The following is a 14896-nucleotide window of genomic DNA, read 5'->3' as shown; positions in this document are numbered from 1 at the left end:
AGTTCTCAGTAGTTAGCCTTTAACCCTACAAAAATCTGTCAGAGGCTAAAGGCTAACTGCTAAGCGCTAATGGCTGTTATTACGGTTCTACTAAAAACAAAGGTTGATCGTATTCTACCGGAGTGGCGTCGTCAACAAGTACTTTGACGATCTTACCGCTCACTTCACTTTCGATTTCGTTGAACAACTTCATCGCTTCAATGATGCATACCACCTTGCCGGCAGCAATTTCATCACCGACATTGATGAAAGGAGCTTTATCAGGTCCTGCTGAACGGTAGAAGGTACCGATCATAGGAGATTTGATAGTAATCAGGTTGTCTGCTTTCGGTGCAGCTGGAGCGGCGGCCGGTGCAGAAGTTGCTGCTGCCTGTACCGGGGCGGCGGCCGGAGCTACTGCTGCTACCGTCTGAATCGGCGCTGCGGCCGCAGGAACAGCGATTACCTGTTGTACTTCGTTGTCTTTCTGTTTTATTGTAATCTTGAACTTGTCCTGCTCAATGCTCAGTTCACTGATATTTGATTTGTTGATCATTTTTACCAGTTCCTGAATCTGTTTAAAGTCCATGTAGACAGTTTTTGGTTTATAATTTATGAACGTATATGGTCCTTTACCGGACAACCGGGGCCGCCCTGAGGCAGCCCGGTAGCCAAATAAATAATTTCAGTAAATGAATTAACCCTTTACTCTCTCGATGTATTCGCCGGTTTTTGCATTCACACGGATCAGTTCGCCTTCTTCCACAAACAGCGGCACCATCACGGTAGCACCGGTTTCTACAGTAGCAGGCTTCAGGGTGCGGGTAGCAGTATCACCCTTTACGCCTGGTTCAGAATAAGTAACCTGCATAACAATTTTGTCAGGCAGTTCCACCGCCATGTACTGTTCAGTTTCAGTATTGATCTGAACCATTACTTCCTGGCCTTCTTTCAGGAACTGAGGAGCATCGATGGTTTGTTCAGCCATGGCAATCTGCTCAAAAGTTTCATTGTCCATGAAGTTGTAACCGGTGTCATCCTTATATAAAAACTGAAACGCCTTTTTCTCGATACGAACCGGGAAAATGGTGTCTCCGGAGTTCCAGGTGTGCTCTATAGAACGGCTATTGTCAACGCCCTTCAATTTAGCCCAAACTTTTGCTGCAGCACGGGCGGTTTTGTTTTGACCAAACTCTACAACAGAATACAAACTGTTATCCAGCTTGATGATTAATCCTGTTCTGATATCTGCGGTGGTAGCCATAAATAGGTTACTGATTTTAAGTTAAAAATTTATACGGATTGCAAAAGTAGAAATTTTTGCATATGAACGAACACTAAATTCCTAAAATTAGGCAGATTAGTCTCTTTTCGACCCAATTTTCGTCTTTTTTCTCCAATAAATGACATTAAAGGGCTAAATTGAATTTTAAATAAAGCAAATTCACAGTAGTATGCGTCAGTTTTTCTTATTTGTATTGTGTTGTGTACCAATGTTCCTGAAGGCTCAAAGTACCACCCCATCCAAACCGGCTTATTTACAGTATCCCGTTGTTCCGGCATTCCCGCTGACACTCCCCGACGGCCATACCATCACCAAGAACGACCTCCGCAAAAACGAAAAAACCATGGTTTTTGTTTTTAGCGTGGATTGTGACCACTGTAAACACCTGACGGAAGAAGTGCTGAAAAACATTGACAAATTCAAAAATGTGCAGATTCTGATGGTAACGCCCTTTAAAGTAGAACAGATGAAGGAATATTATGACCACTATAATATCCAGAAATACCCCAATATTGTGATGGCCAGCGAACCTACCCGCCAGATCATGTATTTCTACGACCTGCACTATTTCCCGGGACTTTATCTGTACGATAAAAAACAGCAGTTCATCAAAGGATTTGAGGGCACCGTTAAACTGGATTCACTGGTACATTACCTGGCCAGTCGCCCGCTGAAATGGCAATAAGTACGGCGGCCGGATCTGGTTCCGAATCATTACATTTGTTTATTATAATCATTCTTCACTTTTAAAGCTATCGACAAAATGAAAGTTACAGTAGTAGGAGCTGGGAATGTGGGCGCAACCTGCGCCAATGTGCTGGCCCATAGAGATTTTCTGCAGGAAGTGGTTTTACTGGATATTAAGGAAGGAACAGCTGAAGGAAAGGCCCTGGACACATGGCAGCAGGCTCCCATTGATTATTACAGTACCAAGGTGACCGGCGTTACCAACGATTACGCCAAAACTGCCAACAGCGATGTGGTAGTCATCACCTCCGGTCTCCCCCGCAAACCCGGCATGAGCCGCGACGACTTGATTTCCACCAACGCCAACATCGTTAAATCAGTCACTGAAAATATTACCAAACACTCACCAGACGCCATTATCATCGTTGTCAGCAACCCGCTGGACGTAATGACCTATTGCGCGTACCTCACGGCTAAAAAAAGCAGCTCCAAAGTATTCGGCATGGCCGGCATCCTTGATACCGCCCGCTACCGCGCTTTCCTGGCAGATGAGATCGGATGTTCCCCTAAAGATATTCAGGCCATCCTGATGGGCGGCCACGGCGATACCATGGTGCCCCTCCCCCGTTATACGACCGTAAGCGGTATTCCGGTAACAGAACTGGTAGCTGCCGATAAGCTTGATGCTATCATCCAACGCACCAAAGTAGGCGGTGGCGAAATAGTAAACCTCCTTGGCACCTCTGCCTGGTACGCTCCCGGTGCTGCAGCAGCCCAAATGGTGGAAGCCATCGTGAAAGATGAAAAACGCATCTTCCCCGTTTGTGCATGGCTCACCGGCGAATACGGCCTGAAAGACATCTACCTGGGCGTTCCTGTGGTACTGGGTAAAAACGGTATCGAAAAAATACTGGAACTGCAACTCAATGCCGACGAAAAAGCACTGCTCAATACTTCCGCCCAACACGTGAAAGAAGTAATGGACGTTCTGGACAAAATGCAGTCTGCTACTGCTTAACCTGTATCCAAACAAAATAACGGATTACAGCAACCGAAATTTTTTCGCTGCTGTAATCCGTTGTTATTTATATAACCTCCCCGCTTCATCCACCGGGAAAAATACCGGCAACAACCCCGCAGCGAATGTTAACTAGTGTTAAAAAAGATTCGTAATTTTGATCAACGCCTGCATAAAATGGTATAAATGAAATACTTCTAAATCGAACGGGCACCATTTCGCTAACTCATAGCAACAGCGTATGTCAAATCTTGAAAAACTAATTACACAAAAAAATTTCGGAGACGAATATCAACGGGGACTGGTGAGCCTCATCTTTATCGGCAACTGGATCACCTCCCGCCATCAGCAGTTTTTCAAACGTTACGACATCACCATGCAGCAGTACAACATACTGCGCATCCTTCGCGGACAGCACCCTAAAGCAGCCAGTATCAACGTGCTGAAAGACCGTATGCTCGACAAAATGAGCGACGTGTCACGTCTCGTGGAAAGACTGCGTAAAGCAGACCTGGTGGAACGTAAAAGTTGTGAACTGGACAGAAGAGCAGTAGACGTAAAAATCACTGTCAAAGGTCTGGAACTGCTCAACGCCATTGATACAGAACTCAATCATCTCAATGACACCTTCAAGGCGCTGAACGAAAAAGAACTCAGCCAGCTCAATAAACTGCTGGACAAAATGCTGGAAGCCTATCACTAAATTTCTTCCAGGTAATTCAGGTCTTTTCCAAAAGTTTCTTCAATATTCCAGGCCGCTATCATCGCTATACCAATACATACCACGGCTACGATAGCACCGCTTTGCAGAAAGGTAAAATAATGCTGCACCTGCACAAACAACAGGGATATCAACGGTAACATGCCACGGGCAAAATTAGGCACCGTGGTAGCCACGGTGGCCCGCAGGTTGGTGCCAAAACTTTCGGCGGCAATAGTGACAAAAATGGCCCAGAAACCAACACTGAAACCAAGAATAAAACAAACCGTATAAAACACCCAGGTAGCAGCCCCGAACATATTCAGGTATACCGCCACCATAGCACCTGTCAGCAACAGGAACACCAACATTACCTTACGCCGGCTTCTCCATAACTGGCTGATCAAACCCGATGAAAAATCACCTAACGTAAGCCCTGCATAACAGAAAGCCACAGCATCTCCCGGACTGATAGCGCCCATCACATTCATTTCCTTCGCAAACTTATTGGAGAAAGCAATCAGGATACCTACCACAAACCAGGTAGGCGCTCCTAACAGAATACATTTCAAATATTTGAGAAACCGCTCCCGGCTGGTGAATAACGCATGAAAACTGCCCCTGGCCGTAGTGGAAGTACGCACGGCATTAAACATATGGGACTCCATCACACTCACCCGCAATATCAACAAACATAGGCCCAGACCACCTCCTATAAAATAACAGATGCGCCAGTCACCTACCAGTTTAGCAATCAGATTGGCGGCTACCGCCCCGGAAACCCCAACAGTGGCCACAATCATGGTACCATAACCGCGCTTTTCTTTCGGCAGTATCTCCGATACCAGTGTAATGCCTGCGCCCAGCTCCCCCGCCAATCCAAAGCCTGCCACAAAACGCCATAAAACATATCCGTTGATACTATGCACAAAACCATTGGCAATATTTGCTACAGAATAAATGAGGATGGAACCGAACAATACACTTAGACGTCCTTTTTTATCGCCGATGATGCCCCATACAATGCCGCCTATCAACAGGCCCAGCATCTGAATATTAATGAGCAGCAGGCCGGCGCCGGCATCAATTTCGTTTTGCGGCAATCCCAGTTCTTTCAGGCTGGGGACCCGTACAATGGTGAAGAGGAGCAGATCATAGATATCTACAAAATAGCCCAGTGACGCAACGATCACGGCAATGTTAAAGATAGAAGCTGAGCGGCTATCAGTTTTCATGTGGAACTTTGGTTGATAAAATAAATAACGGTTAAAATAAAAAAAATGGGCCAATTATAGCCCATTTTTTAAAATTCTTATAAAGTCGTGTCCGATGTGTTGGTCACTTCTGACTGATTCGGGTCCGGATGATGTTTCACCTTTCCGGAGAGCAGTTTAATGATCACCGGTAAAGTAGTGATCACAATGATAACCAGTATGATCAGCTCCAGGTGATTTTTCAGGTTGGGAAAGAATTTGTCCAGGTAGTGGCCGGCCAGCATCATGGAAAATACCCACGAGAAGGAACCGATCACATTAAACAGCATGAACTTCTTTTTGTCCATCTGCACCATACCGGCCACAATAGGGGCAAAAGTGCGGATGATGGGAAGGAAACGGGCCAGGAAAATAGCGCCGCCACCGTATTTCACAAAGAAGTCATGTGCCTGGTGCAGGTGTTTCTTTTTAAAGAAAAAAGTATCTTTCTTTTTAAATAACAACGGGCCGGATTTATTACCAAACCAGAAGCCTACCATGTTACCCAGCACACCGGCCAGCGCAATCAGCAGCATCACTACAAAAAACGGCATATCGAAGAAGCTCCGGCAGAGATCTGCACTGTAAATGCCTGCTACAAAAAGCAAGGAATCGCCGGGGAGAAAAAAGCCAATAAATAAACCGGTCTCCGCAAAAATAATCGCCAGTAACAGGTACAGGCCACCGTGTTCAATAATCCACGAGGGATTAATGAGGTGTTTAAAAAACTCTAAAATCTGGTCCATGCTAATAAATTCTGTTCAGAATCGGTAAAATAAGAATAAAACTGTTATCTATTTGTTAACTAAAATCCCATTGCTATCATCGCCCGGTCCCAGCTTATTCTCCCATTTAGATACTACTGCAGTGGCCATTGCGTTACCAATTACGTTGGTAGCAGAACGTCCCATGTCCAGCAGATGGTCCACGCCCAGCAGCAGCAACAAACCTGCTTCCGGAATATGGAACATGGACAGGGTACCGGCTATCACCACAAGGGAGGCCCTTGGTACGCCGGCAATACCTTTACTGGTGATCATTAACACCAGCAGCATGGTGATCTGCTGATCAATGCCCAGGTGCATGCCATAAGCCTGTGCAATAAACAGGCTGGCAAACGTCATATACATCATAGAGCCATCCAGATTAAAGGAATAGCCCAGGGGTAATACAAAACTTACAATACGGTTATCGCAGCCAAATCTCTCCAGTTCAGCCATGGTACGCGGATACGCCGCCTCGCTGCTGGCAGTGCCAAAGGCCAGTAACAGCGGATCTTTGATACCGCCCAGCAACCGGAACACCCGTTTGCCGAGTATCAGCCATCCTACCAATGCCAGTACAAGCCATAAGCTAAACAGTCCCAGGTAAAACTGAATAATAAATTTACCATACACCAGCAGAACAGAAAGCCCTTTGGTGGCTATGATAGCGGCCATTGCGCCAAATACCGCAAACGGCGCGAAGTTCATAACAAAGCCGGTCACTTTCAGCATGATATGCGCCACGCTGTCCATCAGCTTCACCACGGGTTGCGCTTTTTCACCAATCGCCGCAGCGGCCACACCAAAGAAAATTGCAAACACCACGATCTGCAGAATTTCATTTTTGGCCATAGCATCTATCACACTGTCCGGCACCACGTGGTGGAAAAAACCTCTCAGCGTCATATCCGCCTTGGCAATACCGGTAGCGGCATGCGTATCAGGCAGCGGCAGATTGAGAGACAGGCCGGGCTTCATGAGATTTACCAGCACCAGGCCCAGGAACAATGATACAAAGGTTGCACTGATAAACCACAGCATGGTTTTGCCACCTACACGCCCTACCGCTTTGATATCGCCCATTTTGGCCACGCCTACTACCAGCGTGGAAAATACCAGGGGGGCAATAATCATTTTTACCAGTCGCAGGAAAATATCTGTCAGAATAGAAATCCGGTCGGCAAATACCTGGGGAACATCGCTTTGTGTACCGATGGCCACTCCGCCTGGTTTCAGGACCTGATCGGCAGGAACAGTATAGGCCAGCCAAACCGCATAACCAGTACTGATGCCCACCAACATGGCAATAAAAATGAACAGAGTAAGCCTATTTGATGATTTCTTCATGCAACGCCAGGATTTTTTCTTCTTTAAAAAATTTAATAATTGTTGTAACCGGAAAATTTCCCAAAAATAAGGTTCTGCCGGTACAAATAAGCGTTTCAGGCCAAAATAAAAGTATCCGTTCTAGATTTTAGATATTATATTTGACGATCGACGTACAACACAACAGAACTAAACTACCTTAAAACATCAACCACAACTTTTCATTTGTATGGGTCTTCTATTTTCCAGAACCAAGTCTTTAAATCAGCTCATGAATGAGGCGAGCGAGTCAGAGAAAGGACTGAAACGATCTTTATCCGCAACGAACCTTGTTGCTTTGGGTATAGGCGCTATCATCGGCGCAGGTCTGTTTTCCCTGACTGGTCTGGCAGCAGCCAACAATGCCGGTCCCGCCGTTACTATTTCCTTCCTCGTAGGCGCTATCGGTTGCGCTTTTGCAGGTCTTTGTTATGCCGAATTTGCTTCCATGATTCCTATCGCAGGAAGTGCTTATACCTATTCCTATGCTACCATGGGTGAATTCATGGCATGGATCATCGGATGGGACCTTGTGCTGGAATATGCGCTGGGCGCAGCTACCGTGGCTATCAGCTGGTCACAGTACCTGGTGAAATTCCTGCATCATTTTAATATTCATCTTCCGGCACAGCTGACAGCCTCTCCGTTTGAAACCGTTACACTGGTGGATGGCACAACTGTACACGGATATCTGAACTTCCCGGCCATCCTGATCGTAGGCGCGCTCTCCATGCTGCTGATCCGTGGTACCCGTGAATCAGCTTTCACCAACGCCCTGCTGGTAGCGCTGAAAGTAACTGTGGTACTGGTATTCATCGCAGTAGGCTGGAACCACGTAAACCCCGACAACTATCACCCTTATATTCCTGAAAACCAGGGCTTCGGCCACTTCGGTATTTCCGGCGTATTACGTGGTGCTGCCGTGGTGTTCTTCGCCTTCATCGGTTTCGATGCCGTATCAACAGCGGCGCAGGAAGCGAAAAGGCCGCAGAAGGACATGCCTATCGGTATTCTGGGCTCACTGGTCATCTGTACCATACTGTACGTGCTGTTTGCCCACGTGATGACCGGCCTCGCCAACTATAAGGAATTTAAAGACAGCGCTGCGCCGGTAGCGATCGCCATTGCGAAAACACCGTACGGCTGGCTGCAACAGGCAATCATCCTCGCTATCCTGGCAGGTTATACCTCTGTGATCCTGGTAATGCTCATGGGCCAGTCCCGCGTGTTTTACTCCATGTCAAAAGACGGTCTGTTGCCTAAAACCTTCTCCGATGTACATCCTAAATACCGTACTCCGTATAAATCCAACCTCCTGTTCATGGTGTTTGTGAGCCTTTTCTCCGCTTTCGTGCCGGTGCACGTGGTAGGTGAAATGGTGAGCATCGGTACGCTCTTCGCGTTTGTACTGGTATGTATCGGTATCATCATCATGCGCAAAAAACAGCCAAATGCGCCCAGACCGTTCAGAACACCACTGGTGCCTTTTGTTCCGATCATGGGTATCATCATCTGCATTGTTATGATGGGCGCGCTGCCCTGGGATACCTGGTTACGACTGGCTATCTGGATGGGCCTTGGTTTCATTATCTACTTTGCCTACAGCAAGAAAAACAGTAAGATCGGGCAGCAAAGTGAGCAACAGAGTGTTGCTGAGAAATTGTGATCCCGTCATCACTGACCAATATTCAGAGAAAACCGTCCGGCTACCTTTCCGGGCGGTTTTCTGTTATAAAAGGGCTCCATTTTAGCCGAAAGTTCTCTAAATTTGCATCTTTATTAGCCTTTTGAGGTGTCATCACCTCCAATTGTTATCATTCACAAATAATTAATTTATAACCCATTATGGGAAGGATATTTGAAGTAAGAAAGTCAACCATGTTTGCCCGCTGGGACAGGATGGCCAAAGCATTCACAAGAGTCGGTAAAGAAATCGCTATTGCAGTAAAAAATGGTGGCCCTGACCCCGACAATAACCCTGCACTGCGCCGTTGCATACTCAACGCCAAAAGCGCCAACATGCCTAAAGACCGTGTGGAAGCGGCGATCAAACGCGCTATGGGTAAAGACAAGACTGATTACGAGGAAGTAGTGTATGAAGGTTACGCGCCTCATGGCGTAGCAGTAATCATCGATACGGCTACGGACAATACCACCCGTACCGTGGCCAATCTGCGTATGCACTTCACCAAAGGCGGCGGCGCCCTGGGCAATAGCGGTTCCGTAGGTTTCCTGTTCAACCGTGTAGGTGAATTCAAAGTGAAAAACGCAGGTCAGGACCTGGAAGAACTGGAATTGGAACTGATTGATTTCGGTCTGGAGGAAATCGGGGAAGACAGCGAAGGCAACATCATTATCCGTGCAGCTTTCAATGAATTTGGCAATATGGCCAAAGCGCTGGAAGACAAAGGACTGGAAGTGATCAGCTCTGAGCTGAAACGTATTCCCACCACTACTGTGGAACTGAATGAAGAGCAGGCCAAAGAGGTACTGGAACTGGTGGACCGCCTGGAGCAGGACGATGACGTTCAGCAGGTATTCTACAATCTGAAATAATACAGGTTATTTCCATAAAAAGAACGTCCCGGCAAATGCCGGGACGTTTCTATTTCAGGTTTAAAAAACAATCAGGCTTTAAGCCTTCTCAATGATGTGGGTACGGTCCATCTCGTTGATGACCAGCATAAGACCTTTTCCATGAAAGGTTTCTATCCGGATAGAGGGGTCCATGGCAATATGCCGGCGCAAGCGGCTCAGGTACACGTCCATTACCCTTTGTGCCAGGTAACCGTCCGCTCCCCAGACACTCGCCAGGATATGCTCCCTTTTTAGTTTTTTGTTAGAGTTTTCACACAGATAGCGCAGTAACTCCGCCTCCTTTGGTGCGATCCGCACATGATTTTCCACCTCATTGTCTTTATGCCGCAGCTGAAGCTGGGAATAGTCGAAAACAAGGTTACCTACTGTATAGACAATCCGCTTCTCACTCCGAAGCAGACGGCTGCGTTTAATGTAGACTTTGATACGGCTGATCAGTTCATCCGTATTGAAGGGCTTTACCAGGTAGTCATCCGCTCCTATATCAAACCCCTGCAACCTGTCCTGCTCCATATAACGGGAAGATGTAAATACGATGGGGATGTTAAAATCCGTGGCCCGTATTTCTCCCGCCAGTGTAAAACCATCTTTCCTGGGCATCACCACGTCCAGTATACATAAATCAAAAATCGTTTCCTGGAATTTCTCCCAACCGGCTTGTCCGTCGATGGCATGCGTTACTTCAAAATTGGCACGCTCCAGCTGCCGCTTGAGCACTTTGGCAAAAAATTCATCGTCCTCTACCAATAGAATACGTGATTTCATATTTCGGTTGAATTTTGAAGGTGACCTCCTGAGTTTAGCGACTTCCCCCTTCATAAAAACGCGGTCGGTCACGGAAGGTACCGTCCTGTTTTTATATATTTTAATTCTATAAGGGTAAAATATACGTTTTCAAAATTATACTAAAACCGGTGACCATTCTGTTCAAGTTACAGGAGTTGTTCAGCTTATTCATTCGTCAGACAAAAATTAATAGTTATTTATAAGAGGATTACCTGAATATACAAACACATGATCAAAATATCAAAATAATATTTTATTGTATTTTATTGATATTATTTTGACTATTCCCGAGCATATATTGACGTACATTCTCTACGGTCACGTGCATCAACCGGCCGCGTGCTGCCTGCGTTGCCCATGCAATATGGGGAGTAATGACAGTGCCTGGCGCCTGTACCAGCGGATGATCTGCTGCGGGTGGTTCTGTGGAAAGCACGTCCAGCCCCGCTCCTGCTATCACGCCTTCTTTCAGCGCTTCCGCCAGATCGGCCTCCCGGACCAGCGGCCCCCGGCTGGTATTGATCAGCAAGGCTGTTTTTTTCATCGTTTTCAGCAACCCAGCATTCACAAACTCCCGGTTGTCCTCGTTCAGCGGGCAATGCAGCGATACTATGTCCGCTTCCCGGAAACAGGTGGCCTGGTCCACAAAAGTCACTCCCTCCATTTTATCCCTTTCCGGATGTTTATGCGAAACGATCACTTTCATACCGAAAGCCAGCGCGATCTTTGCCACTGCCTGCCCTATCTGCCCAAAGCCCACAATACCAATGGTACGGCCGTCCAGTTCGGTCAATGGCGTCTTCCAATAGCTGAAATCCACGCTGGAAGCCCATTCTCCCGCTCTCACACTCCGGGCATGCAGACCCGTCTGAAAACACAATTCCAATATTAATGCAAAAGTAAGCTGCGCCACTGAAGCAGTACTGTAAGCGGGAACATTCGTAACGGGTATTTTCCGGGCCGTAGCGGCCGGAATATCTACGACGTTATACCCGGTGGCCATCACCCCGATATATTCAAGGAAAGGCAGGCTATTGATCGTTTCCGCGCTGACGATAGCCTTGTTAGTCAGCAGGATATGGGCATCCTTCGCCCGCTCTGCCACCAGCTCCGCCGGCGTCCGATCATAGATGGTGACCTTCCCCAAAGCCTGCAACGGCGCCCAGTCCAGGTCCCCAGGATTTAAAGCATATCCGTCCAATACAACTATGTTTTTCATATACTTCTGTTTGTTCGTTAAATATACATGATGAATTAAATAATTATTAACTCGGGCTGCTATTCTTCCGCACTTTGAAAAAATCCCACACCTTTGCTGCGCCATAATAGCAACAACACTAAGCTTGCAATAACTGCTTGACTACATTAAACTCAGAAGCCACCGCATATGCAGATTGGATGCATGTACGGTGGCTTCGCCTATTATGAGCAAGTTTGTTTGTTATTCTTCCATCATCTCCATCACCATTTTCACCACGTCTTCTGTGTTGGGCTTGGAGAAATAATCGCCATCAGAGCCATAGGCCGGGCGATGCGCCTGCGCTGTCAGTGTGCGCGGGGCCACATCCAGCCAGCGGTAGCCGCCCTGCTGTTCCATCACCTGCTGGAACATATAGGCAGTGCCGCCTCCCGGTACGTCTTCATCGATGAAGGCGATACGGTTGGTTTTCTTCAGTGACTGCACAATGCTGTGATGAATATCAAAAGGCAGTAATGTTTGTACATCTATCAGTTCGCAGGAAACGCCGAGTTCTTCCAGCGTCCCTATTGCTTCTTCCACAATGCGGGTCATGGAGCCATAAGTCACCAGTGTTACATCGGAACCTTCTTTCAGCACTTCCGGCACACCCATCGGCACAGTGAATGTTTCGAGGTTGGACGGCAACTTCTCTTTCAGGCGGTAACCATTCAGTGATTCAATCACCAGCGCCGGCTCATTGGCCTGCAGCAGCGTATTGTACATACCGGCTGCCTGCACCATATTACGCGGCACGCATATGTTCATGCCTCTGAGTGAGTGGATGATCATGCCCATCGGGGAACCGCTGTGCCAGATGCCTTCCAGGCGATGGCCTCGGGTGCGCACGATAATCGGACAATGTTGTGCGCCCTTGGTACGGTATTGCAGGGAAGCCACGTCATCGCTCAATGGTTGCAGGCCATACAGCAGGTAATCCAGGTACTGGATTTCTGCAATAGGACGCAGGCCGCGCAGTGCCATACCGATACCCTGCCCCATGATCGTTAATTCACGTATACCCGTATCCGTTATACGCACCGGGCCATGCTTCTGTTGCAGTCCTGCAAAGGCCTGGTTTACGTCGCCAATCTTACCAACATCTTCTCCGAAAGCAAACACCTTCGGGTTGTTGGTGATGAGCTGATCAAAATATTTGTTCAACACCTCATAACCGTTGAGCGTAGTGGCGTCGTCGTTATATTCCGCCGGTACTACCGGTATCGCATGTACGGAGTTGGCGCCGGTGGCGTGGAGGTAGGAATTATAGTTTTCTTTTTCTCCCTGAAGGTACTGATCGTAGTACTGCTGTAAAGCCTGTACTGCAGGATCGGTTTTCAGTTGCCGGTGCCTTATCAGAATGGTGACAGCGGCTTTCAGGATGTCCCTGCGCTGTGGCTCGCGGTTGGCCTGCAGCTCACGTATCTGCTGCGCTACCAGCTCAGCATTGACGCCGGCTACTGCGGTGAGAGGTGTAGCCAGTGACACAAAACGCTGTACTTCCTGTTTAATGGGCGTAATATATTTTTCCCATGCAGCCTTGCGTGCGTCCTGTGCAGTGGTTTTGGCGTTTGCTTCTATCTGCACCAGTGTCTCCTCATCACACAGGGCATTTTCCAGTATCCAGGACCTCATTTTGAGGTTACAGTCGAATTCTTTTTCCCATGACAGGCGTTCCTTGCTCTTGTAGCGTTCGTGTGAACCGCTGGTAGAGTGGCCCTGTGGCTGGGTGATTTCTTCCACGTGGAATAACGCAGGGATATGTGTTTCCCGTATTTTGCGGATAGCCGCTTCAAATACTTCACACATACCGGCGTAATCCCATCCTTTCACGTTATAGATATCAAAGCCGTTGGTGCCGTCCGCTTTGCGGAAACCTTCCAGCGCAACGCTGATAGAGTTTTTGGTAGTCTGGTATTTGCGGGGCACGGAAATGCCGTAGCCATCGTCCCATACGAAAACCGCCAGTGGCACCTGCAATACGCCCGCGGCATTCATGGTTTCCCAGAAATGTCCTTCTGACGTAGAGGCGTCACCGATAGTAGCGAAACAGATTTCGTTACCGTTATCGGAAAGATGTTTGAGATCGTGGAGCGATTCCGCTTCACGGAACATTTTGGAGGCATAAGCCAGTCCCAGGGCGCGTGGCATCTGTCCTGCCGTGGGCGCCATGTCCGCTGCGGAGTTTTTCATCTCCATCAGGTTGAGCCAGTTACCGTCGTTGCCGAGATTGGGCGTCGCAAAATGCGAGTTCATCTGGCGGCCGCCGGAGAATGGTTCGTGTTGCTGATCGGGATCAGCGTATAACTGCGAGAAAAATTGTTCGGGGGTAGCGATACCAGTAGCAAATGCCACAGTCTGGTCGCGATAATAACCGGAGCGGAAGTCGCCAGGCTTGAAATATTTTGACATCGCTACCTGCGCCACCTCTTTACCATCTCCAAAGATGCCAAACTTAGCCTTGCCCGTGAGAACTTCCCTGCGGGCCAGCAGACTCACTTCCCTGCTTTCGCAGGCCAACCTGTAGTCATTTAATACCTCCTTACGGAATTCTTCGAATGACAACCGGCTTTCTATATTCATAGATAGTGCTTTATTTTCTATCATGCCTCTTGGTTAAAGTACAAAAGTAAGGTTAATTATACAGTTGAAAAATCAGTCGCTGACATGCATTTAAAATAATCTGATTTTTTTTAATAAGATTTTAATAAATTACAAGGTAACAATTACTTTTTGGCCGTAAATTTGTCCTTGGTCGAAAAGAAATTTATATTTTTTAACCAGTCGCGCTAAAACCATCATATGAAAATGAAAAAATTCATCTTGTCCCTATTCGCCAGCTTGTTGATTACTACAGCTTTGTGGGCACAGTCTCAGCCGAATGCGGCAGACACGAAAGTAAAATTCGTTAAAGAAACGGTTGATTTCGGTAAAACAGCACTGAACAAACCAGTAACTGTTGATTTTGAATTCACCAACATTTCAAAAGAACCAATTCTGATTGAAGCTGCACGTGCCAGCTGCGGCTGTACTACACCGAAATGGACACAGGAGCCGATCCTGCCTGGTAAAAAAGGTAAGGTCACTGCTAACTATAGCGCCAACGGTTTAGGCCAGCAGAACAAAACCATCTGGGTGAAGTTCAAAGGTGTGGACCAGGACAAAGAACTGCACCTGACCGGTACAGTGGCCAACAACTAGTTTTAGGTTTTAAAAAATATTTA

At 47.3% G+C, this 14896-nt stretch carries 14 protein-coding genes; 6 read left to right on the top strand and 8 right to left on the bottom strand.

Annotation, left to right across the window (positions count from 1 at the left end):
- Positions 1-79 precede the first annotated feature (79 nt).
- Positions 80-568 carry an acetyl-CoA carboxylase biotin carboxyl carrier protein gene (accB, locus tag HGH92_RS15940; protein WP_168871777.1) on the bottom strand — a complete coding sequence of 163 codons (489 nt, stop codon included), beginning with the start codon at positions 566-568 and terminating at the stop codon, positions 80-82.
- 108 nt (positions 569-676) lie between these two features.
- Positions 677-1243 (bottom strand): elongation factor P, encoded by a 567-nt coding sequence (efp, locus tag HGH92_RS15935; RefSeq protein ID WP_168871776.1) that lies wholly within the window; start codon positions 1241-1243, stop codon positions 677-679.
- A gap of 190 nt (positions 1244-1433) precedes the next feature.
- Between efp and HGH92_RS15930 the strand changes: the two genes are divergently transcribed.
- From HGH92_RS15930 to HGH92_RS15920, 3 genes are all read left to right on the top strand, one after another.
- Positions 1434-1949 (top strand): peroxiredoxin family protein, encoded by a 516-nt coding sequence (locus HGH92_RS15930; protein WP_168871775.1) that lies wholly within the window; start codon positions 1434-1436, stop codon positions 1947-1949.
- A 78-nt stretch (positions 1950-2027) separates the two neighbouring features.
- Positions 2028-2969 (top strand): malate dehydrogenase, encoded by a 942-nt coding sequence (gene mdh, locus HGH92_RS15925; RefSeq protein WP_168871774.1) that lies wholly within the window; start codon positions 2028-2030, stop codon positions 2967-2969.
- Between the two features lie 241 nt (positions 2970-3210).
- On the top strand, positions 3211-3672 hold the full coding sequence (locus tag HGH92_RS15920) for a MarR family winged helix-turn-helix transcriptional regulator (RefSeq protein ID WP_168871773.1): 462 nt from the start codon (positions 3211-3213) through the stop codon (positions 3670-3672).
- Here HGH92_RS15920 and HGH92_RS15915 read toward each other — a convergent pair.
- The 3 genes from HGH92_RS15915 to HGH92_RS15905 form a co-directional block, all read right to left on the bottom strand.
- The gene (locus tag HGH92_RS15915; protein WP_168871772.1) at positions 3669-4904 is read right to left on the bottom strand and encodes an MFS transporter; all 1236 of its coding nucleotides are present in this window, start codon (positions 4902-4904) and stop codon (positions 3669-3671) included. The two genes, HGH92_RS15920 and HGH92_RS15915, sit on opposite strands and share 4 nt — an antisense overlap.
- Positions 4905-4981: 77 nt before the next feature.
- On the bottom strand, positions 4982-5668 hold the full coding sequence (locus HGH92_RS15910) for a DedA family protein (RefSeq protein WP_168871771.1): 687 nt from the start codon (positions 5666-5668) through the stop codon (positions 4982-4984).
- Positions 5669-5716: 48 nt separating this feature from the next.
- Positions 5717-7033: a dicarboxylate/amino acid:cation symporter gene (locus HGH92_RS15905; RefSeq protein ID WP_168871770.1), complete on the bottom strand. Its 1317-nt coding sequence runs from the start codon at positions 7031-7033 to the stop codon at positions 5717-5719.
- Between the two features lie 250 nt (positions 7034-7283).
- Between HGH92_RS15905 and HGH92_RS15900 the strand changes: the two genes are divergently transcribed.
- Together HGH92_RS15900 and HGH92_RS15895 are read left to right on the top strand one after the other, a co-directional pair.
- Complete coding sequence (locus HGH92_RS15900; protein WP_211092656.1) at positions 7284-8717, top strand: amino acid permease; 1434 nt, start codon at positions 7284-7286, stop codon at positions 8715-8717.
- 179 nt (positions 8718-8896) lie between these two features.
- Entirely contained in the window at positions 8897-9607 is a 711-nt protein-coding gene (locus HGH92_RS15895) for a YebC/PmpR family DNA-binding transcriptional regulator (protein ID WP_168871768.1), read from the top strand.
- 78 nt (positions 9608-9685) lie between these two features.
- Here HGH92_RS15895 and HGH92_RS15890 read toward each other — a convergent pair whose 3' ends face one another.
- The 3 genes from HGH92_RS15890 to HGH92_RS15880 form a co-directional block, all read right to left on the bottom strand.
- Positions 9686-10414, bottom strand: coding sequence for a response regulator transcription factor (locus tag HGH92_RS15890; RefSeq protein ID WP_168871767.1), 729 nt, complete (start codon positions 10412-10414; stop codon positions 9686-9688).
- A 274-nt stretch (positions 10415-10688) separates the two neighbouring features.
- Positions 10689-11654 carry a D-2-hydroxyacid dehydrogenase gene (locus HGH92_RS15885; protein WP_168871766.1) on the bottom strand — a complete coding sequence of 322 codons (966 nt, stop codon included), beginning with the start codon at positions 11652-11654 and terminating at the stop codon, positions 10689-10691.
- Between the two features lie 222 nt (positions 11655-11876).
- Positions 11877-14255: a thiamine pyrophosphate-dependent enzyme gene (locus tag HGH92_RS15880; protein WP_247654957.1), complete on the bottom strand. Its 2379-nt coding sequence runs from the start codon at positions 14253-14255 to the stop codon at positions 11877-11879.
- A 225-nt stretch (positions 14256-14480) separates the two neighbouring features.
- On the opposite strand from HGH92_RS15880, the gene HGH92_RS15875 reads away from it, so the two are divergent.
- Positions 14481-14873: a DUF1573 domain-containing protein gene (locus HGH92_RS15875; protein ID WP_168871764.1), complete on the top strand. Its 393-nt coding sequence runs from the start codon at positions 14481-14483 to the stop codon at positions 14871-14873.
- Positions 14874-14896 lie beyond the last annotated feature (23 nt).

It is taken from the genome of Chitinophaga varians, from assembly GCF_012641275.1.
GTDB classification, from domain to species: domain Bacteria; phylum Bacteroidota; class Bacteroidia; order Chitinophagales; family Chitinophagaceae; genus Chitinophaga; species Chitinophaga varians_A.
This window is presented reverse-complemented; position numbering and strand designations above follow the sequence as displayed.